The sequence below is a fragment of the Patulibacter minatonensis DSM 18081 genome (genome assembly GCF_000519325.1).
Taxonomy (GTDB): domain Bacteria; phylum Actinomycetota; class Thermoleophilia; order Solirubrobacterales; family Solirubrobacteraceae; genus Patulibacter; species Patulibacter minatonensis.
Genome location: NZ_KI912613.1, coordinates 2679988 through 2701480, shown reverse-complemented (window position 1 = coordinate 2701480; position 21493 = coordinate 2679988). Strand labels below are relative to the sequence as shown.

General features: G+C 75.9%; 15 protein-coding genes, 1 tRNA gene and 1 pseudogene. 10 read left to right on the top strand and 7 right to left on the bottom strand.

Going from position 1 to position 21493, the window contains the following annotated elements; all coding sequences use genetic code 11:
* Together PATMI_RS37455 and PATMI_RS0112480 are read right to left on the bottom strand one after the other, a co-directional pair.
* A pseudogene (locus tag PATMI_RS37455) lies at positions 1-435 on the bottom strand (hypothetical protein); the annotation flags it as partial.
* 77 nt (positions 436-512) lie between these two features.
* Positions 513-1205, bottom strand: coding sequence for a response regulator transcription factor (locus PATMI_RS0112480; RefSeq protein WP_026911135.1), 693 nt, complete (start codon positions 1203-1205; stop codon positions 513-515).
* A gap of 135 nt (positions 1206-1340) precedes the next feature.
* On the opposite strand from PATMI_RS0112480, the gene PATMI_RS0112475 reads away from it, so the two are divergent.
* The 5 genes from PATMI_RS0112475 to PATMI_RS0112455 all read left to right on the top strand — a co-directional run bounded on the left by PATMI_RS0112475 (position 1341) and on the right by PATMI_RS0112455 (position 11240).
* Positions 1341-5357 (top strand): Pls/PosA family non-ribosomal peptide synthetase, encoded by a 4017-nt coding sequence (locus PATMI_RS0112475; protein WP_084269904.1) that lies wholly within the window; start codon positions 1341-1343, stop codon positions 5355-5357.
* The gene (locus PATMI_RS0112470) at positions 5354-5941 is read left to right on the top strand and encodes a 4'-phosphopantetheinyl transferase family protein (RefSeq protein WP_157260738.1); all 588 of its coding nucleotides are present in this window, start codon (positions 5354-5356) and stop codon (positions 5939-5941) included. Before PATMI_RS0112475 ends, PATMI_RS0112470 begins: the two co-directional genes overlap by 4 nt.
* Positions 5928-8042, top strand: coding sequence for an alpha/beta fold hydrolase (locus PATMI_RS0112465; protein WP_026911132.1), 2115 nt, complete (start codon positions 5928-5930; stop codon positions 8040-8042). Before PATMI_RS0112470 ends, PATMI_RS0112465 begins: the two co-directional genes overlap by 14 nt.
* A gap of 103 nt (positions 8043-8145) precedes the next feature.
* Positions 8146-9783, top strand: a complete 1638-nt coding sequence (locus PATMI_RS0112460; RefSeq protein ID WP_026911131.1) for an acetate--CoA ligase — start codon at positions 8146-8148, stop codon at positions 9781-9783.
* Between the two features lie 170 nt (positions 9784-9953).
* Entirely contained in the window at positions 9954-11240 is a 1287-nt protein-coding gene (locus PATMI_RS0112455) for a TolB family protein (RefSeq protein WP_026911130.1), read from the top strand.
* A gap of 181 nt (positions 11241-11421) precedes the next feature.
* Here the strand turns inward: PATMI_RS0112455 and PATMI_RS0112450 are convergent, their stop codons facing one another.
* Entirely contained in the window at positions 11422-13056 is a 1635-nt protein-coding gene (locus PATMI_RS0112450) for a lamin tail domain-containing protein (protein ID WP_026911129.1), read from the bottom strand.
* A 31-nt stretch (positions 13057-13087) separates the two neighbouring features.
* Positions 13088-14026 carry an AraC family transcriptional regulator gene (locus PATMI_RS0112445; RefSeq protein WP_026911128.1) on the bottom strand — a complete coding sequence of 313 codons (939 nt, stop codon included), beginning with the start codon at positions 14024-14026 and terminating at the stop codon, positions 13088-13090.
* A gap of 100 nt (positions 14027-14126) precedes the next feature.
* Between PATMI_RS0112445 and PATMI_RS0112440 the strand changes: the two genes are divergently transcribed.
* The 3 genes from PATMI_RS0112440 to PATMI_RS0112430 all read left to right on the top strand — a co-directional run bounded on the left by PATMI_RS0112440 (position 14127) and on the right by PATMI_RS0112430 (position 16588).
* Positions 14127-14831, top strand: coding sequence for an SDR family oxidoreductase (locus tag PATMI_RS0112440; RefSeq protein ID WP_026911127.1), 705 nt, complete (start codon positions 14127-14129; stop codon positions 14829-14831).
* Between the two features lie 74 nt (positions 14832-14905).
* Positions 14906-15724, top strand: coding sequence for a sugar phosphate nucleotidyltransferase (locus tag PATMI_RS29655; RefSeq protein WP_051471496.1), 819 nt, complete (start codon positions 14906-14908; stop codon positions 15722-15724).
* Between the two features lie 6 nt (positions 15725-15730).
* Positions 15731-16588: a mevalonate kinase family protein gene (locus PATMI_RS0112430; protein WP_026911126.1), complete on the top strand. Its 858-nt coding sequence runs from the start codon at positions 15731-15733 to the stop codon at positions 16586-16588.
* A gap of 93 nt (positions 16589-16681) precedes the next feature.
* Here the strand turns inward: PATMI_RS0112430 and PATMI_RS0112425 are convergent.
* From PATMI_RS0112425 to PATMI_RS34520, 3 genes are all read right to left on the bottom strand, one after another.
* Positions 16682-16769, bottom strand: a tRNA-Ser gene (locus PATMI_RS0112425).
* Between the two features lie 143 nt (positions 16770-16912).
* The gene (locus PATMI_RS0112420) at positions 16913-18217 is read right to left on the bottom strand and encodes a DUF445 domain-containing protein (RefSeq protein ID WP_026911125.1); all 1305 of its coding nucleotides are present in this window, start codon (positions 18215-18217) and stop codon (positions 16913-16915) included.
* The gene (locus PATMI_RS34520) at positions 18214-19188 is read right to left on the bottom strand and encodes a DUF4393 domain-containing protein (RefSeq protein ID WP_211241731.1); all 975 of its coding nucleotides are present in this window, start codon (positions 19186-19188) and stop codon (positions 18214-18216) included. The genes PATMI_RS0112420 and PATMI_RS34520 overlap by 4 nt, the downstream gene beginning before the upstream one ends.
* Positions 19189-19341: 153 nt before the next feature.
* Here PATMI_RS34520 and PATMI_RS0112410 point away from each other — a divergent pair, with 153 nt between their 5' ends.
* A complete protein-coding gene (locus tag PATMI_RS0112410; protein ID WP_026911124.1) occupies positions 19342-20703 on the top strand; it encodes an exonuclease SbcCD subunit D in 1362 nt (453 codons plus the stop codon).
* Positions 20700-21493 (top strand): AAA family ATPase (locus tag PATMI_RS37935; protein ID WP_036725769.1); only part of this gene is annotated, 794 nt, incomplete at its 3' end. The genes PATMI_RS0112410 and PATMI_RS37935, both read left to right, overlap by 4 nt.

The window sequence follows — 21493 nt, the reverse complement described above, 5'->3', positions numbered from 1 at the left end:
GGCCACGCGGCGCAGCGCCTCGGCGTCGCCCGGCGGCATCCGGTCGGGCGACGCCGTCGTCCCCGGGAACGTCCCGGGCGGGGGTCCGCCGGGACCTCCGGGGCCGCCGGGCCCCCGCGGGAAGGTCCCGAGCAGCCGGCCGTCGCCGTCGAAGAGCGCGGTGCGCCCCCCAGCCTGGCGCTGCAGGTCGAACAGCACGGACAGGACCTCGGGCGACCCCGCGCGCAAGTCGTGGGGAGCCGTCTCGCGGAGGGTGCGCGCCGCGGCTCGGACGGCGGGGCGGATGCTGCGGATCTGGTCGTGCTCCAAGCGCGCCGAGAGCGGCGGGACGAGGAACAGCGTGGCGCCCAGCAGCGTCGCGAGGCTCGTGGCGACCAGCGCGACGACCACGCGGGCCCGCAGCCCGAACCGGGGGCGCGGCCGGGGCTTCAGCACGCCGCGCCCGCCCGGCCCGCCGGGACCGCGGTCGCGGGGCCGGCCGTCGTCCGGGGTCGAGAACGCTCCGGCACCCGTCAGGCCCCGAGTCGGTAGCCGGCGCCCCGGACCGTCGCGATCGCGGCCGGGTCGCCCCCGGCGGCCTCGATCTTCTCGCGCAGGTGGTGGACGTGGACGTCGACCGCCCGCGGGTCGCGGTGGTCGTCGTCGCCGAAGATCGCCCGCAGCAGGTCCGTCCGCGAGCGCACCGAGCCGCCGGCGCGCAGCAGGGTCTCCAGCACCGCGAACTCCGACGGGGTCAGGCGCAGGTCCGTGCCCGCCGCCGCCGCCGTGCGCGGGCCGGGCCGGAGCATCAGCGCATCGTGGCGCAGGACGTCGTCGCCCGACCGGTCCTCCGCGCGGGAGACGCGCCGCAGCGCCGCCGCGACCCGGCTGCGGAGCTCGGCCAGGCCGACCGGCTTCGTCACGTAGTCGTCCGCGCCGGCCTCGAGGGCGAGGACGACCTCGGCCTCCGCGTCGCGGGCGGTCAGCATCATCACGTAGAGGTCGTGGTCGTCCCGTCGCAGGCGGCGGCAGACCTCGACGCCGTCGGGTCCCGCCCCCAGCCCGACGTCGAGGAGCAGCAGGTCGAGCCCGCCCTCCGCCAGCGCGCCGAAGGCCCCCGCGGCGTCGGCGACGGCACGCACGTCGTGGCCGGCGGCCCGCAGCCCGTCGGCCATCACCTCGCGCAGGACGTCGTCGTCCTCGACGACCAGGATCGAGGTCTCCATCGCCGCCGACAGTAGCGCCGGGACGGGCGTCCTGCGCGGGCCGCCCGGCCTCCCAATCGAATCCCAACACGACCCCTGAGGACCGCCAACCTGGGGATCGGCTGAGCGTGAGGGTCCGCGCCTAGAACTGGCGCCATGAGTTCGATCGACGTCCGCGTCCCGCCGCCGGCCACCCCCGTCACGGTCCCCCGGGGCCCGCTGCGCGACCGTCCCGGAGGCCCGGGCCGCACCCTGCTCGACGTGCTCGACGCGACGGTCGACCGCCACCCCGACCGCGTCGCGATCGACACGGGCGAACGGACCCGCACCTACCGGGAGCTGGCGGCCGACGTGGCAGCGTTCGCGGCCCGGCTGCGGGAGGAGCACGTCGGGCCGGGTGACCGCGTCGGCGTCCGGATGCGCAGCGGGACCGCCGAGCTCTACGTCGCGATCCTCGGGATCCTGCGGGCCGGCGCGGCGTACGTGCCGGTCGACGCGGACGACCCCGACGAGCGGGCGCGGACGGTGTGGTCGGCGGCCGGGGTCTGCGCGGTCGTCGGCGATCCGCCCGGCGACGCGGCGGCGCGCCCCGGGACGGGGAGCGCGCCGACGAACGCCGCGGCCTGGCCCCCGGACGGCGCCGTCGCGATCGCCCCGACCGCCGGCGGCCTGCTCTCCGTCGACGCCGCGCTGCGCGCGGTGCCGGCCCGGACGGGCCCGCCGCCGCCCGGCCCCGCGATCACGCCGCTGCTGCCCGCGGTCGGGGACCCGGCGTCCGGTCCGGCCCCGGACGACGACGCCTGGGTGATCTTCACGTCCGGGTCGACCGGCGCACCGAAGGGCGTGGCCGTCAGCCACCGGTCCGCGGCCGCGTTCGTCGACGCCGAGACCGACCTCTGGACGGTCCGGCCGCACGACCGGGTCCTCGCGGGGCTCTCCGTCGCGTTCGACGCGAGCTGCGAGGAGATGTGGCTCGCGTGGCGGAGCGGCGCGGCGCTCGTCCCGGCCCCCCGGTCGCTCGTGCGCTCCGGCACCGACCTCGGCCCGTGGCTCGTGGAGCGCGGGATCAGTGTCGTGTCGACCGTCCCGACGCTCGCGGCGATGTGGGACGACGACGTCCTCGCCGGCGTGCGGCTCCTGATCCTCGGCGGCGAGGCGCTGCCCGACGACCTCGCCGCGCGACTCGCGGCCGACCGGGAGGTCTGGAACACGTACGGCCCGACCGAGGCGACCGTCGTCAGCACCGCGACGCGGGTCGCGCCCGGGCGCCCGGTCACGATCGGCGCGCCGCTCCGCGGATGGGACGTCGCGGTGGTCGACGAGGACGGGCTCCCCGTCCCGGACGGCGACGCCGGCGAGCTCGCGATCGGTGGCGTCGGCCTCGCCCGCTACCTCGATCCGGCGCTGGACGCCGAGCGCTACGCCCCGCTGCCCGCGCTCGGCTGGGACCGGGCCTACCGCTCCGGGGACCTCGTCCGCGCGTCGCCCGACGGCCTCGTGTTCCTCGGCCGCCGCGACGACCAGGTGAAGATCGGTGGCCGGCGCCTGGAGCTCGGCGAGGTCGAGGCCCACCTCGCGGCCGCGCCCGGGGTCCGCGCCGCTGCGGCGGTCGTGCAGCGCACCCCGGCCGGCGATCCGCTGCTCGTCGGCTACGTCACCGGCGACCCCGATCCCGACGTCGTCCGCGAGCACGTCGCCGGCGCGCTGTCGGGCGGGATCGCGCCGCTCGTGGTCGTCCTGCCCGAGCTCCCGGTCCGGACCTCCGGCAAGGTCGACCGCCGCGCGCTGCCGTGGCCGCCGCCGCACACCGCCGCGCCGCCGGACGTGGCGCTCGACCGCACCGCGGGCTGGCTGGCCGAGCGGTGGGCCGAGCAGCTCGGCCCGGTCGCGATCGGCCCGGACACCGACTTCTTCGGCGCCGGAGGCAGCTCGCTCTCGGCGGCGCGCCTCGTCTCCGTGCTCCGCGCGCGCTTCCCCACCGTCGCGGTCGCCGACGTCTACGCGCACCGCACGCTCGGGGCCTTCGCCGACCGGCTCGACGCGCTCGGCGAGGCCCACGAAGCCCCGCCTGCCGTGCTCCGCCGGGCGCCGCGGAGCTGGGGCATCGTCCAGGTCGTGGGGGTCCTCGTCCTGCTGCTGATCGGCGCGAGCCAGTGGCTCGTCGGCGGCCTCGCCTACGACGACGTCGTCGGCGAGGGGCTGCCGCACCTGAGCTGGGTCTGGGTGATCGGTGCGTGGCTCGCGCTCTCCAGCCCGCTCGGCCGCGGCGCGGTCGTGGTCTTCGCCGAGCGGGTGCTCGCCCGCGGCCTGCGGCCCGGGACGTTCGACCGCCACTCCTGGCTCGCGACGCGCCTGTGGTTCGTCTCGCGGCTGGCCGAGGCGTGCCACGTCGACCGCTTCGCCGGGACCCCGTGGGCGGGTCGCTGGGCGCGGGTGCTCCGGCAGGACGTGGGCGTCGGCGCGCGGCTCGGGACGGTCCCGCCCCCGGGCTCGCTCGTCACGATCGGCGCGGGTGCGACGCTCGAGTCCGACGTCGACCTGCAGGGCTGGTGGATCGACGGCGACCGTCTCGAGATCGGGCGGATCGTGATCGGCGACGGCGCGCGGATCGGCGCCCGGGCGCTCCTGATGCCGGGAGCGACCGTGGGCGACGGCGCCGAGGTCGAGCCGGGCGCCGTGGTGACGGGCGACGTGCCCGCCGGCGAGCGGTGGGCGGGCTCCCCCGCGCGCTACGTCGGCCGGGCCGGCGAGGGGTGGCCGGCGGAGGACCCGCCGCGCCCCGCCCACCGCCGCCTGTGGCGCGGGATGTTCGTCCTCGGGACGGTCGTCCAGGCGCTGCTGCCGCTCGTGGCGTTCGTGCCCGCCGGCCTGGTGCTCTGGGCGCTCGGCGCCCCCGCCCCGACCCTCCACACCGGCGTCCTCGAGGTCGCGCTGGAGGTCGTCGCGCTGACCGTCGTCTTCCTCTGCAGCTACGCCCTGCTCGTCGCCGGCGTGGTCCGGCTGGCGGGCCGCGCGATCCGGCCCGGGTGGCAGGCCGACGAGGGCGCCACGGGCTGGGCGCTGTGGTTCACCGAGGGCGTCCTGTCGACCGCCCGCGTCCTGTTGTTCCCGCTCTTCGCGTCGCTCTACACCCGGTCCTGGCTGCGCCTGATGGGGATCCCGGTCGGGACGCGCACCGAGATCTCGACCGCGGTCGGGCTGAGCCGCCTGACGCGCTTCGGGGACCACGCCTTCGCCGCGGACGACGTCGTCCTCTCCTGCGGCCGGGCGCGCTCCGGCTGGCTCCACGTCGAGCCGATCGACGTCGGGTCGCGCACGTTCCTCGGCAACGGGGCGATGCTCGGGCCGGGGACCGTCACCGGTGACGGCAGCCTCGTCGGGGTGCTGACGACCGCACCGCTCTCCTCGCCCGACGGCACCTCGTGGCTCGGCGCGCCGGCGATCGAGCTGCCCCGCGTCGCGGAGGCCACCGACCCCGCGCGGACGACCGCCCCGCCGCGGCGGCTCCTCGCCGGACGGGCGGTCATGGACCTCCTGCGCCTGCTGGTGCCCTCGATGGTCTCGGTGGGGCTGGGCTGGGCCGGTCTCCTCGCCCTCGACGCCGTCGGACGGCACGCCGGCCTCGTCTGGATGGCGGTCGCCGCGGCGCCGATCCTGCTGGTCTGCGGCGTCGTCGCCGTGGCGCTGACCGTCGCCGCCAAGTGGCTCCTGATGGGCCGCTACGCCCCCGGCGACCATCCGCTCTGGTCGTTCTTCGTCTGGCGCGACGAGTTCGTCAACTCCGCCCAGGAGCAGCTCGCGGGCGCCTGGCTCATGAGCTCGGCGATCGGCACCCCGCTGATGTCGGTCTACCTGCGGCTCCTGGGCGCGCGGGTCGGGCGCGGCGTCTGGTGCGAGACGATGGCCCTGACCGAGTTCGACCTCGTCGACCTGGGGGATGGCAGCGTCGTCAACCGCCGCGCCTGCGTCGAGACGCACCTCTTCCACGACCGCGTGATGAAGATCGGCCCGTCGACCCTCGGCCGCGGGTCGACGATCGGTCCCGGGAGCGCGGTGCTGCCCGACACGACGATCGGCGACGGCACCACGATCGGCGGCCGGTCCGTCGTCCTGCGGGGCGAGGAGCTCCCCGCCGGCACCCGGTGGCACGGCGCGCCGGTGGTGGGCGCATGACGCGCGCCGACGCGCCGCCCGTCCGCGGCCGGACCCTCTGGGACCCGCTGTCGGCCGGTGCGGCCGCGGCCGTCGGGGCGATCGTGGGCGTCCCGACCCCTCCCGGCGCCCCGGACGTCGTCCTGCTCGACGCCCGGGCGGTCCCGACCGACCCCGCCGGGCTGCGGACCCTCGCCCGCGCGACCGGCCCGGACGCGGGCGACCTGCAGGTCTGCCGCACGTACCGGTACCCGTTCGCCCTCGTCACCTGGCACGAGGGACGGGTCGGCGTCGACCTCGAGCGGGTGATCCCCTACGACCGGCAGTTCGCCGACGCGATCCTCACGCCGGACGAGCGGGTGACGGGCGCGGTGCCGTCGTCGCGTGCGGAGCGCGATCGCTGGTGCACGGCGCAGTGGTCCGGCAAGGAGGCGCTGTCGAAGGCCCTCGGCGACGCGCTGCTCTACGACCCGCGGCGCCTGGAGGGGCCGGCGGGCTGGCGGGACGGGCGCTCCGGTCCGTGGCGCGCGACCGAGCTGACCGTCCCCGCGGGGCACGTCGGCTGGCTCGTGTGGTGGGCCGGGGACGCGCGTGCGGCAGGCTGAGCGGCGCGCGCGCCTGCTCGGCCCCCTGGTGCTCGCGGCCCTCGTCGCCCCGGCGACGGCGTCCGCCGCGACCGCGCCCACGACGACGGCGACGGTTCCCGGGACGGGCACCGTCGCCGTGGCCGCCGCCACCGGGCGGGAGGACACGGCCCCGGGGCCCGCGGACCGCGGGGCCCGTCTGCGGGTCGGCGGGCTCGTCCTGCACCGCTGCGGCGACCGGCGGGGCGGGTGGTGCGGGCACGTCCGGCGGCCGCTCGACCCCGGCGCCCCGCACGCGGCGCGGATCGCCCTGGCGGTGCGGTGGTTCGCGGCGGACCGCCCGTCGCACGCCCCGCCCGTCGTGGCGGTCGAGGGCGGACCGGGCTACCCGTCGATCGGGAGCTCCGACGCCTACCGCGCGATGCTCGGGCCGCTCGTCCGGCGCCGCCACCTGCTCCTCGTCGACGCCCGCGGCACCGGCGGCTCGGCGCCGATCGCGTGCGCGGACCTCCAGCACGACCCGACGTCGCACACCGGTGGGGGCTACGCCGCCCGCGTCGGCCGGTGCGGCGCGTCGCTCGACCGCCGGTGGGGCGACTCGGGCCACCGCGTCCACGCCGCCGACCTCTTCTCGACCGCCGACGCCGCCGACGACCTGGCCGCGGTGCTCCACCGGATGCGCCTGCCGAGGATCGACCTCTACGGCGACTCGTACGGCACGTGGTTCGCGCAGTCCTTCGCCGCCCGGCACCCGGGAGTCCTCCACGCCGTGGTCCTCGACTCGGCGTACCCGGCGCGCGACCTCGACCCGACCTACGCGGCGTCGGCGGCCGCGGCGCGCGCGTCGATCGAGCGGATCTGCGACCGCGACCGGGCCTGCCGGGCGACCGCGTCGGCGCACCCCGGGCTGCCCGCGACCGCGACGGGCCGGCTGGCCGCGCTGCTGCACCGCGTCCGGCTCCGGCCTCTCCGCGGACGCGTGCGGGCGGCGGCGGGCGGCGCGCTCGTGCCCGCGACGGTCGGCCCGCGGGAGCTCTCGGACATCGTCCAGGACGCGGGCTCCGACGCCGTGATCCTCCGCGAGCTCGACCCCGCCGTGGTCGGCGCGCTGACCGGCGACCCGCTGCCGCTCCTGCGCCTGCGCGCCCACTCGGCGGACGCCGACCAGGGCGGGAGCGACGCCGTCGACTTCTCGACCGGCGCGTACTGGGCGGTCTCCTGCACCGATTACCCGGCGCTCTTCCGCCCGGCGTCCGGGCCGCGGACCCGGCGGGCCCAGTACGCCGCCGCCCTCGCCCGCGTCCCGCGCGCCACGTTCGCGCCGTTCACGACCGCGGAGTGGACGACGGTCGACGGCGTCACGCAGCCCTACGACGGCTGCCTGGACTGGCCGCGGCCGGTCCACGCGCGGCCCGCCGTGCCCGCGGGCGCGCCGGCGCTGCCCGCCTCCGTGCCGCTGCTGGTGCTCGGCGGCGACCTCGACTCGCTGACGCCCGCCACCGAGGACGGTGCGGTCGCCCGCGCGATGGCGCGGCGCTCGCGGATCGTCACGGTGCAGAACGCGGTCCACGTCCCGAGCGAGGGGGACCCGTCGACGCCCGTTGCGGCCCGCTGCGCCCGGAGGATCGTGCGGGCGTTCCTGCGCGACCCGGGCGCCCTGGAGCGCCTGGACGTCCGCTGCGCGTCGCGCACCCCGCCGATCCACACGTTCGGCGCGTTCCCGCGCCGCACCGCCGACGCGCGGCCGGCGCGGGTCGTCGCCGGCACCCCGTCGCCGGCGGTCCGGCGGGCCGTCACCGTCGCCGCGGACGCCGTCGCCGACGCGATGGACCGGCGCGCGTTCGACGACGGCGCGGACCGCGGGCCCGGCCTCCGCGGCGGCCTGTTCGTCGCCCGCGGCGAGCGTCACGTGCGGTTTCGGCTGCTCCACGACCGCTTCACGGACGACGCCACGGTCGACGGGCCCGCCCGCTGGGACGCGGCGTCGGGTCGCGTGCGAGCGCGGCTGGTCGTGCGCCCGCACGCAGCACGCCCCGTCGTGGTGCGGGTGTCGTGGGACGCCCGGCACCCGACGGCACGGGCGGTCGCGGCCGGCGCGCGGCTCGTGCTGCCCGCGCCGTGACGGTGCCCGCGCGCCGGGCGGGTGTCACCGCGAACGAGCGGCAGGGCGCCACGATCCGTGCGGACGTCGCGCTCTCGCGTGCGCGTGTGGGAGGGTCGGGAGCATGACCTCCGACCCCCGCTACGACGAGCTCGTCGCGAACCACAGCTGGAACGTCCCCGAGCGCTTCAACGTCGCCGCCGAGGTGTGCGACAAGTGGCCGGACGAGAAGCTCGCGATGGTCCACGAGGGCCCCGACGGCACCGTCCGCGAGGTCCGCTGGAAGGAACAGCGCGAGCTCGCCAACCGCTTCGCGAACCTCGCCGTGGAGCACGGCATCGGCCGCGAGGACGTCATCGCGATGCTCGTCCCGCCGCGTCCCGAGGCCGCCGCCGCGTTCCTCGGCACCTACAAGGCCGGGGCGATCCTCCTGGGCATGTCGGTCCTCTACGGCGAGGAGGGCATCCGCCACCGGATCCGCGACTCCCAGGCCCGACTGGTGGTCACCGACGAGGCCCACAAGGACCACATCGTCCGCTCGATCACGGGGCTCGACGGCTGGGACGAGGGCGGCGGGAAGGACGGGCTCCCGGGCTCGGAGGACCACACGCTGCTGATCCTCACCGCCGAGCTGCTGGAGTCGGCGTCGCCGGAGTTCGAGACCGTCGACACGTCGTCCGAGGACCCGGCGCACCTCTTCTACACGTCCGGCACGACCGGCCTGGCGAAGGGCATCCTCCACGCGCACCGGTTCGTCCTGGGGCACGAGGAGTTCGAGTACTGCCACGAGGTCGAGCCGGACGAGCGGTTCCGGTCGATGAGCGAGTGGGCGTGGGCGGCGGGCATCAACCCGCTGCTCGGCGCCTGGCGGACCGGGGCGACGCACTACGTCCTCGAGCGCGAGGGCGGCTTCGACCCCGAGGCCGAGCTGGCGTTCCAGAGCAAGCACGAGATCACGAACCTCTTCACGACGCCGACGGCGATGCGCTCGCTGATGGCGGTGAAGGACGCCGGGGAGCGCTTCCCGATCCCGCTGCGCCGCGCGTGCTCGGCCGGCGAGCCGCTGAACCCCGAGGCGATCAAGTGGTTCCGCGAGCAGTTCGGCGTGACCGTCATGGACTTCTACGGCCTGTCGGAGGGTTACCCGCTCTGCGCGAACTTCCCGTGGATGGAGATCCGCGAGGGCTCGATGGGCCGGGTCATGCCGGGCTGGGACGTCGCGGTCCTGGACGAGGACGAGCAGCCGGTCGGCGTCGACGAGCGCGGCGAGATCTGCTGGCGCCGCGGGTCCTCCCCCACCTGGCCGCTGCGCTTCTGGAACAACCCGGAGGCCACGGCGGAGACGTTCGAGCGCGAGTGGTTCCACACGAAGGACGCCGCCCGCGTCGACGCCGACGGCTACGTCTGGTTCGAGGGCCGCGCCGACGACGTGATCCTCACCGCCGGCTACCGCGTCGGCCCGTTCGAGGTCGAGTCCGCCTGCCTCGAGCACGCCGCCGTCAAGGAGGCCGCGGCGGTCGCGAAGCCCGACGAGCGGCGCGGCTGGATCGTCAAGGCGTTCGTCGTCCTGTCCGCCGGATACGAGGCGAGCGACGACCTCGGCAAGGAGATCTCCTCCTACGTCCGCGACACCCACTCGAAGTACGCGTACCCCCGCGAGGTCGAGTTCGTGGAGGACCTCCCGAAGACCCTGACCGGCAAGATCCGCCGCATCGAGCTGCGGGCGCTCGAGGAGGAGCGGGCGGAGGCCGCGAAGGCGTAGCGGCCGAGCCTCCGGGCCACCACCGACCAGCCGAACGCCACCTCCGCGTCTACGCGCCAACCGGTTCGTGGACGGTGCACGCGCGGCGTAGGATCGCCCGACCAACACCCCGCGCCGCCCCCCACGGCCGAGCCCCACGTCCCCGATCCGCCCGTCCGAAAGGGCCCGCCGTGCGCCGCTTCGCCGCAGTCCCCGTCCTCGCCTCGCTCGTCGCCCTCGGCGCCACCGCCCCGGCCCTGGCCTCGACCATCGAGTACCAGTGCGGTCCCGACGTCTGCGCGGTCGACCCCGACGTCGCCGGGTCGAACCACCAGCTCGTCGCCGGCGCCACCGCGACCGGGATCACCCGCGACGGCGCGACCGTCGCGTGGACGCTGCCGAACCCGCAGGGCATCGTGCTCTCCCCGGTCGGGGGCGGGGCGACGACGCCGCTGTTCACCGGCCCCGTCTACTCCTTCCCCCGCTTGGCGCCCGACGGCGCGCACGTGCTGTGGGAGGTCTTCATCGCGACCCAGGGCTGGTACACGTACCAGGGCCCCGGCACGACCGGCGTCTCCAGCACCTCGGTGGTCGCGTCGGCGGTCCCGCAGACGACGCACGGGTGGATGAACGCCCAGCCGATCGTGGCGTTCCGCGGCTTCGAGTCCAACTCGTCCCTGTCGACGATCTGCGCACCGGTCGCGGACGCGCCGAACTGCGCCACGGTCCTCGCGTCGGATCCCGACAGCCAGGTCTCGTTCCCCGACGGCGCCCCGGACGGCCAGTCGATCGTCGCGGTCCGCGGGCCCGCGCCGTCGACGCTGGGCGCCCCGACCGAGGGCATCATCGCGCTCTACTCGACCGCCACCCACACCCGCGTCCGGGACCTCACGAGCGGTCCCGCCGACTCCCGGCCCGCGTTCTCCGCCGAGGGCGACCGGGTCGCGTTCGAGCGGAGCGGCGGCATCTGGGTCGTCGACGTCGCCGGCGGCGAGCCGCGCAAGGTCGCCGACGGAACGGCGCCGTTCTGGGGCGGCGCGCGGACGGTCGCCGGGAGCGGCGGGTCGGGCGGGGGCGGCGGGTTCACGGGTGGCGGCGCGGGCGGCAGCACCGGCGGCGGAGGATCGTCGACGCCCGGGGTCCTCTCGTTCACCGGCAAGCATCGCCTGAAGGACCTGACGGGCGGCAAGGTCCGGCTCACCACGACCTGCGCGACCGCGTGCAAGGCGACGGCGACGTTCGCGGTCAGCGCGTCCACGGCACGGAAGCTCCGCCTCGGGAGGGCCCGGACGATCGGGACGGGCAAGGGCAACCGCGGCTCCGCCGGCACCGTCACCGTCGCGCTGAAGCTCACGAAGGCCGCGAAGCGCCGGCTGAAGGGCCGGACGTCGGTGGCCGGGAAGCTCACGACCGTCGTGACGCCGAAGGGCGGGAAGGCCGTGACGCGGACGGCGAGCACGACGTTCGGGAGGCGGTAGGCCGCACCGCCCGGGCCCCTCCGGCCCGCTACTGTCCTCCGGGTCGCGCGGACTCGCCTCCGTTCGGCCGTGCTCCGGGACGCTCACACGTCGCCGGGGCGTTCTCGTGGCGGAACGCAGCGGCCGGCCGGCGCCGACCGGCCCGGGTGCCGCCCCGGACCGGACGCGGCCGGCGTCCGCCTCAGCGGCGGAACTTCCCGCTCGCGGTCGACGTCTTCCTCACGGAGCCGTCGCCGAACGCCGTGGCCGTGATCGAGACCGCGGCCCGCTTCGTCCGCGCCAGCGCCTTCCGGGCCTTCGCGGAGGGCTTCAGGACGAGCGTCTGCGACCGGGTCGCCGGGACGACGAACGGGGTGCTGCCGAGGCGGACCGCCTTCTTCGACGCCTTCGCGGTCGCCGAGACCGTCCCGGCGCAGAACCCGCGGGTCCCGGCCGGGCAGCTGACACGGATGGAGACGGACCGGGCGCTCGACCCGGACCCGAGCGCGAGCCCGACCTTCGGCGCCGTCCGCGGGACGTCGACCTCCTTCGTCACGGTCTGGACCACCGGCGGCGGCGCCGGCGTCGTGACGGTCTGGGGCACCGTCACCGTCGTGGTCACGGGCGCCACGGTCGGCGGGGCCGTCGGGAGGCTCCCCGGAGCCGCCCAGCACTGCGGGGCCGGCGTCGCTCCGCTGGTCGTCGTGCCGAGGGCCGAGAACGTCCCGCCGGCTCCCGGCGTGCCGGCCGCGTGGAGGCAGAGGCGGTAGACGCCGTTCTGCTGGATGCCGGACACGACCTGCACCGCGACGCTGCCGCCGGGTGCCAGTGGCGACGCCAGCGGCACGCGGAGGACCGATCCGAACCCACCGCCGTTCGGCTGGGTCGGCGGCTGCACGAGCGTGGTGCCCAAGACGTCGACCGCGCCCGAGGCGGTCGAGACCGTCGCGCCCGCCGAGGTCTGCGGGCGCAGGTCGGAGATGCCGGCCGGCGACGGGAACGTCGTGAGGTCCGCGATCTTCAACTGCAGGGAGGTCAGCGCCGAGGTCCCGGCGTTCCGGACCCGCCAGCGGTTGGTCAGTCGACCGAACGTCGCGTTCGCCGCCGGGGCCGCCGTCGGGTCGATCACGGTGTTCGGCGCCGCGGTCGCCGGGACCGACGGGTCCAGGAGCGTCACGTCCAGCGTGGGCGTCGTGGTGCTGAACGGCGCGGTGCTGCTCTCCGGACTGGGCGCGCCCAAGCGCTGCCCGGCCCCGGCCGAGGTCCCGTTCGTGTCGACGAAGACCAGGTCCAGCGCGTTGTTGCCGGTGTCCTTCGGGATGCCGCCGGCGCGCAGGTCGCGGTAGAACGCGTAGTCGATGCTGAACGGCGTCAGCGTGTTGTACCCGGCACCCTCGCGGTAGAGCGCGTTGGCCTCGGACGCCGAGCCGACCGCGTCCAGGCGGGTCGCGGTGTTGAAGTTCGCGGGCGTCGCCGTGTTGAAGACCGCGACGCCGGCGTTGTCGGGGATGTCGGTCGTCCACGTGGCGTCCCGCGGGATCACGGCGGGGAACGCCACGGAGTTGGCCCCGAGGTAGGTCCCGAGCGGCGGGATCGTCGTGCCGTTCGGCACCACGAACCGCACGCCGGACGACGTCGTGACCGCCCACCCGGCGGAGCCGTCGGAGGTCTGGACCGTGATCGGCGCACCGGTCTCGTTCTGGAGCTCGACGAACTCGTCGTTCGCGCCGTTGGGTCCCCGCACCCGGAGCTCGCTGATGACGAGGGCGTGGGCTGAACCCGTGAGCGCGAAGAACGCGATGAGCGAGGCGGCGGAGATGCGGATCGGATGGCGCATCCGCGCAGCGTCGCCAGCCGGCCGGCCCGTCTCAAGTCCCGACCTGGTCCCGCGCCCGCGACGCCGTCCGGTAGCGCCCGGGCGGCTGCGACCGTGCGCGGCTGAACGCCCGGCTGAACGCGTAGACCGACGTGTAGCCCACCGACTGCGCGACGGCCTCCAGCGGGTCGTCGGTGTCGCGCAGGCGGCGGGCGGCGAGGTCCATCCGCCAACGGGTGAGGTACGCGGCCGGGGTCTCGCCGACGAGCTCCGGGAACCGCCGGGCCAGCGTCGCGCGCGACACCGCGACCTCGCGGGCCAGGGCCTCCGTCGTCCAGGGGTGCGCGGGGTCGTCGTGCAGCCGCTGGAGCGCGGTCCCGACGACCGGGTCGCCGAGCACCCGCAGCCAGCAGCGCGCGGCGTCGGCGGGCTCCCCGGCGAGCCACGCGCGCATGACCTGGACGAGGAGGACGTCGACGAGGCGGTCGAGCACCGCGGTCGTCGCGATCTGCGGGTGCGCGAGCTCGCGGCCGAGGAGCCGCAGCGTGTCCTCGAGGCCGCCGTCGGCCTGCCCGGCCCGCAGATGGAGCAGCTCAGGCAGCAGCTCCAGGACCTGCGTCTCCGCCGCGGGGTCGTGGTCGTAGTGGGCGCAGAGGACGTGGGTGCCGACCGGACCGGTGCCGATGCGGACGACGCCCTCGCCCACGGGCTCCCAGTCGTCGAAGACGCGCTCGTTCGTCCGGGCGAGCGCGTCGGGATCGCTCGCGAGCACGTGTTCGGCGCCCCCGGGCAGCAGGACGACGTCCCCGGGCAGGAGCTGGACCGGGGCCTCGCCGGGCCGCCCGAGCCACGCGGTCCCGGCCGTCACCGCGTGGATCGCCGCGCCGGGCTTCTCGCCGACCCACCAGCCCCAGTCCTCCCCCGCGTCGATCCGCGCCCCGAGGGTCCCCCGGACCCCGGTCACCGCGAGCACGTCGGTCAGCACGTCCATGCGTCAACCGTACCGCTCCACGACCTCTGCGAGCGGATCGGACATCGATCTGCCACGAACAAGCATCGACCCGCGCAAGAATTCGTCCTACGGTGCATCCATGGACATCACCGGAAGCACTGCACTGATCACCGGCGCCAACCGTGGGCTCGGGCGCCACTTCGCCCTGCAGCTCCTCGAGCGGGGAGCGACCCGCGTCTACGCGACTGCCCGGGACCCCAGCACGATCGACGTCCCCGGGGCGGAGGTCCTGGCGCTCGACATCACCGACGCGGACTCGGTGGCGGCCGCCGCCCGCGTCGCCTCCGACGTCACGCTGCTCGTCAACAACGCCGGCGTGTCGCGCTATCAGGACCTCGTCACCGGCGACCTCGACGCGATCCGGGCCGAGATGGAGGTGAACGCCTTCGGACCGCTCCGGATGCTCCGGGCGTTCGCGCCCGTGCTCGGCGCGAACGGCGGCGGCGCGATCGTGAACGTCAATTCGCGGATGTCGTGGACGTCGCACCCGGGCGCCGGCGGCTACGGGATGAGCAAGGCCGCCGCCTGGAGCCTCACGAACAGCGCGCGGATGGAGCTCGCCGAGCAGGGGACGCTCGTCACCGGGCTCTACCTGAGCAGCACGGACACCGACATGATGGCCGGCTGGGACGTCCCGAAGAACGACCCCGCCGACGTCGTCCGTGCCGCGCTCGACGGCGTCCAGCGCGGCGCCGTCGAGGTGATCGCGGACGACGACACCGCCGTCTCGAAGGCGGAGCTCAGCCGCGACCCGGCGGAGCTCGAGGTCCACCGGTCGTTCTGAGCGCGTCCGGGCCCGTCCGCCGAGCCGCCGCCGGACGGGTCGGTCCTCCCGGGCGCGTGTAGCCTGCGCCCGACGTGCCGCTCTCCCACGCCGTCGTCCCCGTCGCCGGTCTCGCGACGCGTCTGCTCCCGTTGACCAAGGCGCTCCCGAAGGCGCTGCTGCCGCTCGCCGGGCGCCTCGTCATCGACGCCGTCCTCGCCGAGCTCGCCGCCGGCGGATGCACCCGGGCGACGATCGTCGCGGCACCACGCGACGTCGAGCTGATCGCCCGCCACGTCGACCCCGCCCCCGACCTCGCGGACGTCCTCCGCGCACGGGGCCGCGACGCGCTCGCCGATGCGGTGCTCACCACGCCGCTGCACGCGACCGTCGTCGCACAGCCCCGGCCGGCCGGGCTGGCGGACGCCGTCCTCTGCGCCCGCGAGCAGATCGGGGACGAGCCGTTCGTCCTCGCCCTCGGCGACGCGCTGCTGCTCGAGGAGGACGCGGAGCCGGCGGCGCTCGTGGCGCGGCTCGCCGCGGCGATCGACGACGGCGCCGCCTGCGCGATCGCGGTCGAGGAGGTCCCGCGCGAGCGCGTCTCGAGCTACGGGATCGTCGCCCTGGACGACGGCGGCGTCGTCCGCGGGATCGTCGAGAAGCCCGCCGTGGCCGACGCGCCGAGCGCGTTCGCCGTCGCGGGCCGCTACGGGTGCGCCCCGTCGCTGCTCGAGGCGCTCGACGGCGTCCCGCTGCCCGACGACGCGAGCGTCACGGCCGGGATCGCGGCGCTCATCGGCGGCGGCCGGCGCGTGGTCGCGACGCCCCTGCGTCCGGGCGAACGACGGGTGGACGTCGGGACGCTCGCCGGCTGGCAGGCCGCACTCGCCGAGGACCTCCGCCGCCATGCGTGACGACCGATGAGCGGGCCGACGACGTTCGAGGTGCCGGCCCGCGCGGCGTTCGCCGGGAACCCGTCCGACGGGTTCGGCGGGGCGGTCGTGGCCACGCTCGTGCCGAGCCTGAGCGCCACGGCGTCGTTCCGGGCCGACGAGCCGGCCGACGCGACGCCGATCGTCGTCGCGACCCTCGCGACCTTCGACGAGCGGTTCGGAACGCGGTCTCACGGGCGCGTCACGTGGGCGACGACGATCCCGGTGTCGATCGGCCTGGCCGGGTCGAGCGCCATCGTGATCGCGACGCTCCGCGCCCTGGCCGAGCACCACGGGATCGACGTGGAGCCCCTCGACCTCGCGCACCTCGCGCTCGCCGTCGAGGTCTCGGGCATGGGGCTCGCCGCCGGGCTGCAGGACCGCATCACGCAGGCGTTCGCCACGACGATGTTCATGGACTTCCGGGCCGATCTGCACACGCCGGTCGCCGCGCCGGTCCCCGAGGGCGCCTTCGTGGCGTACTGCCAGGAGGCCGAGTCGTCCGACGTGGTGCACCACCGCCTGCGGGAGCGCTGGGACGCGGGCGACCCGGCGCTCCGGGACGCGGTCGACGAGCTGCGGCTCCGGGCGGTCGAGGCGCGCGACGCGCTCCTGGCGGGGGACCGGGCGCGGCTCGGTCGCGCGATGTCGGCGAGCACCGAGCTCCGGCTCGGCCTCTACGACCCCGCCGCGGCCCATCGCGCCCTCTTCGACGCCGCCCTCGGGTTGGGCGCCGACGCGAACTTCACGGGCTCGGGCGGCGCCGTCGTGTGCCTCCCCCGGGACGGCCGGGGCGACGTGGCCGAGCAGTTGCGGGCGCAGGGCTACGGCATCGCGCGGCTCTGAGCCGCGATCGCCTCCGGCCCCGGTGCGCGGTCCGGACGACGAGACGACGCGTGGGAGACCGCGCGCGTCCTCGCGGCAGACGGGGACGGCAGGCGGAGGGGAGGGGATTCGAACCCCTGGACCGGGGTGACCGGCCTCCAGTTTTCAAGACTGGCGCAATCGTCCACTCTGCCACCCCTCCGCGGTGCGCCGCAGCGCACCCCAAGGGTAGAGCGGACGGGCGGCGCGTGGCGCGCTTCCCGAAGATCCCCTGCTCCAAACGACCAACATTCGTCCACCTCGGACGTGGCGCCGCGACACTCGACGGTGCCCGGTCGCGTCCGATCAGCCGAAGATCAACAGGTGCAGCAGCCCGGCACCGAAGCCGAGGACGGCGCCGTGGAGGAAGAGCAGCCACTCGTCCTCCTTCATCGCGGTACGCAGCATCTCGACGAAGTCCGACGGCGGCATCTCGCGCATGCGGGTCGAGATCAGCGTGCGGATCCGCTCGCCCTGGACCCGGTTGAACTCCGGGTCGCGCAGGGGCGTGAGGGTGTAGTCGACCGCCTCGACGGCGACGGAGTCGCGGATCGCGTCGTAGCTGCGGCCGCCCATCAGCAGGCGGACGGCGGTGCGGGCGGGGCCGGTCGCGCGGTCGACGGCGGGGCGCAGGGCGTCCTCGATCATCCGCCTCGTGGTGTCCGACCGCGGGCCGTGCAGCAGCTCGTCGCCGATGCCCGACAGCGTCAGGATCTCGCGGGAGATGATCTCCGAATAGATGTCGGCGGCCTCGGCCTGCCGGCGCAGGAACAGCCCTTGGACCTTGATCCCGACGATCCGGCGCGGCTCGATCGGCTCGAAGATCATCCAGATGCCCACGAGGTTCGTGGCCCAGCCGACGAACGTGCCCATGATCGGCAGCACGAACCAGTACGGGATCGCCTCGGTGATCAGGACGACCGGGAAGCCGAGGAAGAAGGCGAAGACGAACCCGAAGTTCACCATGAACCGGAGCTCCTTCTTCCCGGTCTCCTGGAAGATCTGGTTCGCGAGCTCGGGGCGGTTCTCGAGCGCCCGGATGACCATCAGCTTCACGTCGAGCAGCTGGTCGATGTGGGTGCCGATCTGGCCGGTGACGTCGCGGACGATGTCGGGCAGCTGGTTGCGCACGCGGGTGTGGATCGCCTCGCGCACCGGGGCCGGCAGGTCGTGCCAGAGCTTCGGGTGCTCGCGCTCCATGATCCGCTCGACGAGCGGGCGGAGGTCCTGCTCGACCGACGCGATCATGTGCTCGGCGATCTTCTCCGGCTCGAGCTGCTGGTAGAAGTCGGCGGCGTTCCCGAGCTTCGATATGCCCTTGTCGACGGCGATCGAGCCCATCTTGGCCGCGCGGGAGGGGATGATCCCCTGCCAGCCGATCCCGCCGTGCATCACCCCCGGGATCTGCTGCACCTTGCGCGGCGAGAGCTTCACGAAGAAGCGCATCCCGGGGACCTTCACGCCCTGGAACTCCAGCGGGTTGAAGAGCATCCACACGGCGGACCAGTTGGTGATGTAGCCGATCGCCCCCATGAACAGCGGGACGGTGATGATCTCCTGCCAGTGCAGGTCGAGTCCGAGGACGTGCAGTCCGGCGAGGATCGGGGTCATGACTGGCGGCGGGCCGCGCCGAGGCCGCGAGCGGGTCGCGGCGTCGCGTCGCGGGAGCCGGACGACCGCGTCTCGAGGGTGGCCGGGTCGATCGCGTCGAGCTCGATCGTCGTCCCCGTGGCCCGGAGCTGCCCGAGCGGCAGGCAGACGCGGCAGAAGTCGTCGCCGAACGGCGTCAGGGCGATCGACCGCCGGACGACGCGCGACGCGCGACCGGCGCGCTTCATCGCGTCGCCGACCTCGGGCTGCGCCTCGAGCACCTGGTAGCCACGGAGGTCCTCGAGCTCCTCGTGGGAGAACCAGATCAGGCCGAGGCGGAAGAGGTTGTTCAGGTACGACGGGACGCGCTCGACGTAGCGGCAGCCGGCCTCGGCGCCGATGATCGTGAGCCCGGCCGCGATCATCTCCGAGCCGATCCGCAGCGGCCGGCCGGTGCGCACGTCGACCGCGGGCTGCGCGCCCTTCGTCGCCATCAGCCGGAGGATGCGGGCCTCGTCGGGCGTGAGCTCGTCGAGGATCCGCGCGTAGGCGGGGTGCGTGGCCTCCTCGAACCCGACGTCGGCGGCCTGCGCGAGGAGCCCGGCGCCCCGGCGCTGGAGGACCTCGAGCGGGTCGAGGTCGGGCTGGGGCGCGGCCTGGTGCGCGGCGGTCCCGTGCTCGGCCGACCAGGCGCGGGTGGCCTCGGTGACGCGCTCGGGGACCATCCGCATGACGCGGCGCTCGACCTCGTCGACCCCGAGCAGCCGGCGGGCGCTGTGGCGTGCCTGCTCGGCGGCCTCCTCGGCCGCCTTCAGCGCGACGTCGCCGAACGGCAGGCGCTTCGCGATGCCGATCCCGGTGCGGAATCCGGTCCGCGCACCCCAGGACGCGGCCTGGATCCCGCCGCGCGTGGCGATGCGCGCGACACCGGGCAGCGCGTCGAGCGCCGAGGGCTCGCGGGCGCCTGGTTCGCCGTCGTGGTCGTTGTCCAAGGGCGCGGAGATAGGCGCGATCGTAGGGGAACCGGAAGGACCGCGGCAAGAACCGCGATCCGGCACCCGCGCGGGGCGGCCCGCCGGTCCCTACCGACGGTACGTTCGGCGGGGCGGCCGTCGTCCGGTCCGGGGCGTACCGTCGTCGATCCGATGCGGCTGCTGCACACCGCCGACTGGCACCTCGGCCGGTCGCTCCACCGCCTCCCGCTGCTCGACGCGCAGCGCGCGGTCGTCGACCACCTCGTCGCCCTCGCGCGCGAGGAGCAGGTCGACGCGATCCTCCTGGCGGGCGACGTCTTCGACCGCGCGTTGCCGCCGGTCGAGGCCGTCCGCGTCGCCGGCGACGCGCTCCGCCGACTGTCCGAGGTCGCGCCCGTGATCGCGATCTCCGGCAACCACGACTCCGCCGGCCGCCTCGGCTTCGCGGCGGAGCTGATCGCCGCGGGCGGGGTCCACCTGCGCACCGAGCCGGACGCCGTCGGCGACCCGGTGGTGCTGCAGGACGCCGACGGCCCGGTGGCGATCTACGGGATCCCGTACCTCGACCCGGACCTCGCGCGCGGGCCGCTCGGCGTCGAGGAGCGGTCGCACGACGCGGTCCTCGGCGCCGCGATGGACCGCGTTCGGGCAGATCTCGCCGCGAGGGACGGGCACCGCGCCGTCGTCGTCGCCCACGCGTTCGTCCAGGGCGGCGAGCCGTCGGAGTCCGAGCGCGACATCTCGATCGGCGGCGCCGAGACCGTCGCCGCGTCGGTCTTCGCGGGCGCCGACTACGTCGCGCTGGGGCACCTGCACCGGCCGCACGCGGTGGGGGCGGGCGCGTCCGCCTCCGGGCCGGGCGGTGCCGTACCGGCGGACCCGGCCGCGCCGGCCCTCCCGCCGACCCCCGCGGACGCCGTGTCCGCCGACGCGCAGGCCGAGCTCGGCGGCATGTTCTCGCTGCCGCTCGACGATCCGCCGGGAGACGAGCCGGACTCTGCGCCTTCCGCGGACGACCACGACGCGTCGCCCGCCGCCCCCCTCCCCCGCGCCGTCCGCTACGCCGGGTCGCCGCTGCCGTACTCGTTCACCGAGGCGGACGCCGCGAAGAGCACCGCGATCGTGGACCTCGCGGCCGACGGGTCGAGCACCGTGCGGTTCGTCCCCGTGCCCGCGCCGTTCCGTCTCGTGCGACTGCGCGGTGCGCTGGAGGAGCTCCTCGCCGACGCGGCGCTGGTCGAGCACGAGTCCGAGGACGCCTGGGTCGAGGTCGTGCTGACGGACGCGCTGCTGCCGGCCCGGCCGATGGAGCGCCTGCGGGCCCGGTTCCCGCAGGTCCTCGTCCTGCAGCACGAGCCGGAGGGCGAGCTCTCGCCCGCGACCGTCGCCCGCGACCGCATCCGCGGGCGGACCGACCTGCAGGTGCTCGAGGCCTTCGTCACCGACGTCCGCGGCGAGGCGCCCGGCGAGGACGAGGTCCCGCTGCTGCGCGGCGCGGCCGAGTCGGTCCACCGCGGCGGGGACGACGCATGAGGCTCCACCGGCTCGAGGTCGAGGCGTTCGGCCCGTTCGGCGGACGCGAGGAGGTCGATTTCGACGCGCTGTCGGCGTCGGGCCTGTTCCTGCTCTCCGGTCCGACCGGCGCGGGCAAGACCAGCGTGCTGGACGCCGTCTGCTTCGCGCTCTTCGGCGAGGTCCCCGGCGCCCGCGGCGAGGGGCGACTCGGCAGCGACCACCGCGCGCCCGACGCGACCCCGCGGGTCGTCCTCGAGGCGACGGTCGGCGGCCGGCGCGTCCGGGTCACGCGGACGCCGAAGCACGAGCGGCCCCCGCTCCGGGGCGGCGGCGCGCCGGTCCAGGAGGGCGCGTCGGCGAAGCTCGAGCTCGGCGCGGCCGACGGGTCGTGGACGGCCGTCGCGGCGAAGATCCCCGACGTCAAGCACGAGCTGGACCCGCTGCTCGGGATGTCCGCGGAGCAGTTCCTGCAGGTCGTGATGCTGCCGCAGGGCGCGTTCGCGACGTTCCTGCGCGCCGACGCGAAGGCCCGGCAGCAGGTGCTCGAGCGCCTGTTCGACGCGGGGCGGTTCTCGAAGATCGAGTTCTGGCTCCAGGACCGCGCGAAGGAGGCCCGGACCGCCGTGCAGGGCGCACGGACGACCGCGGACCACGCGCTCGCGTCCGCCGCAGGCGCGTGGAAGGCCGAGGACGAGATCCCGCGCCTCGGCGGCGACCCCGCGGCGACGGTCGACGACCTCCGCGCGTGGATCGCGGCCGAGGCGGCGCGGACGTCCACCGTGGCGGCCGAGGCCGAGGCCGCCCGCGC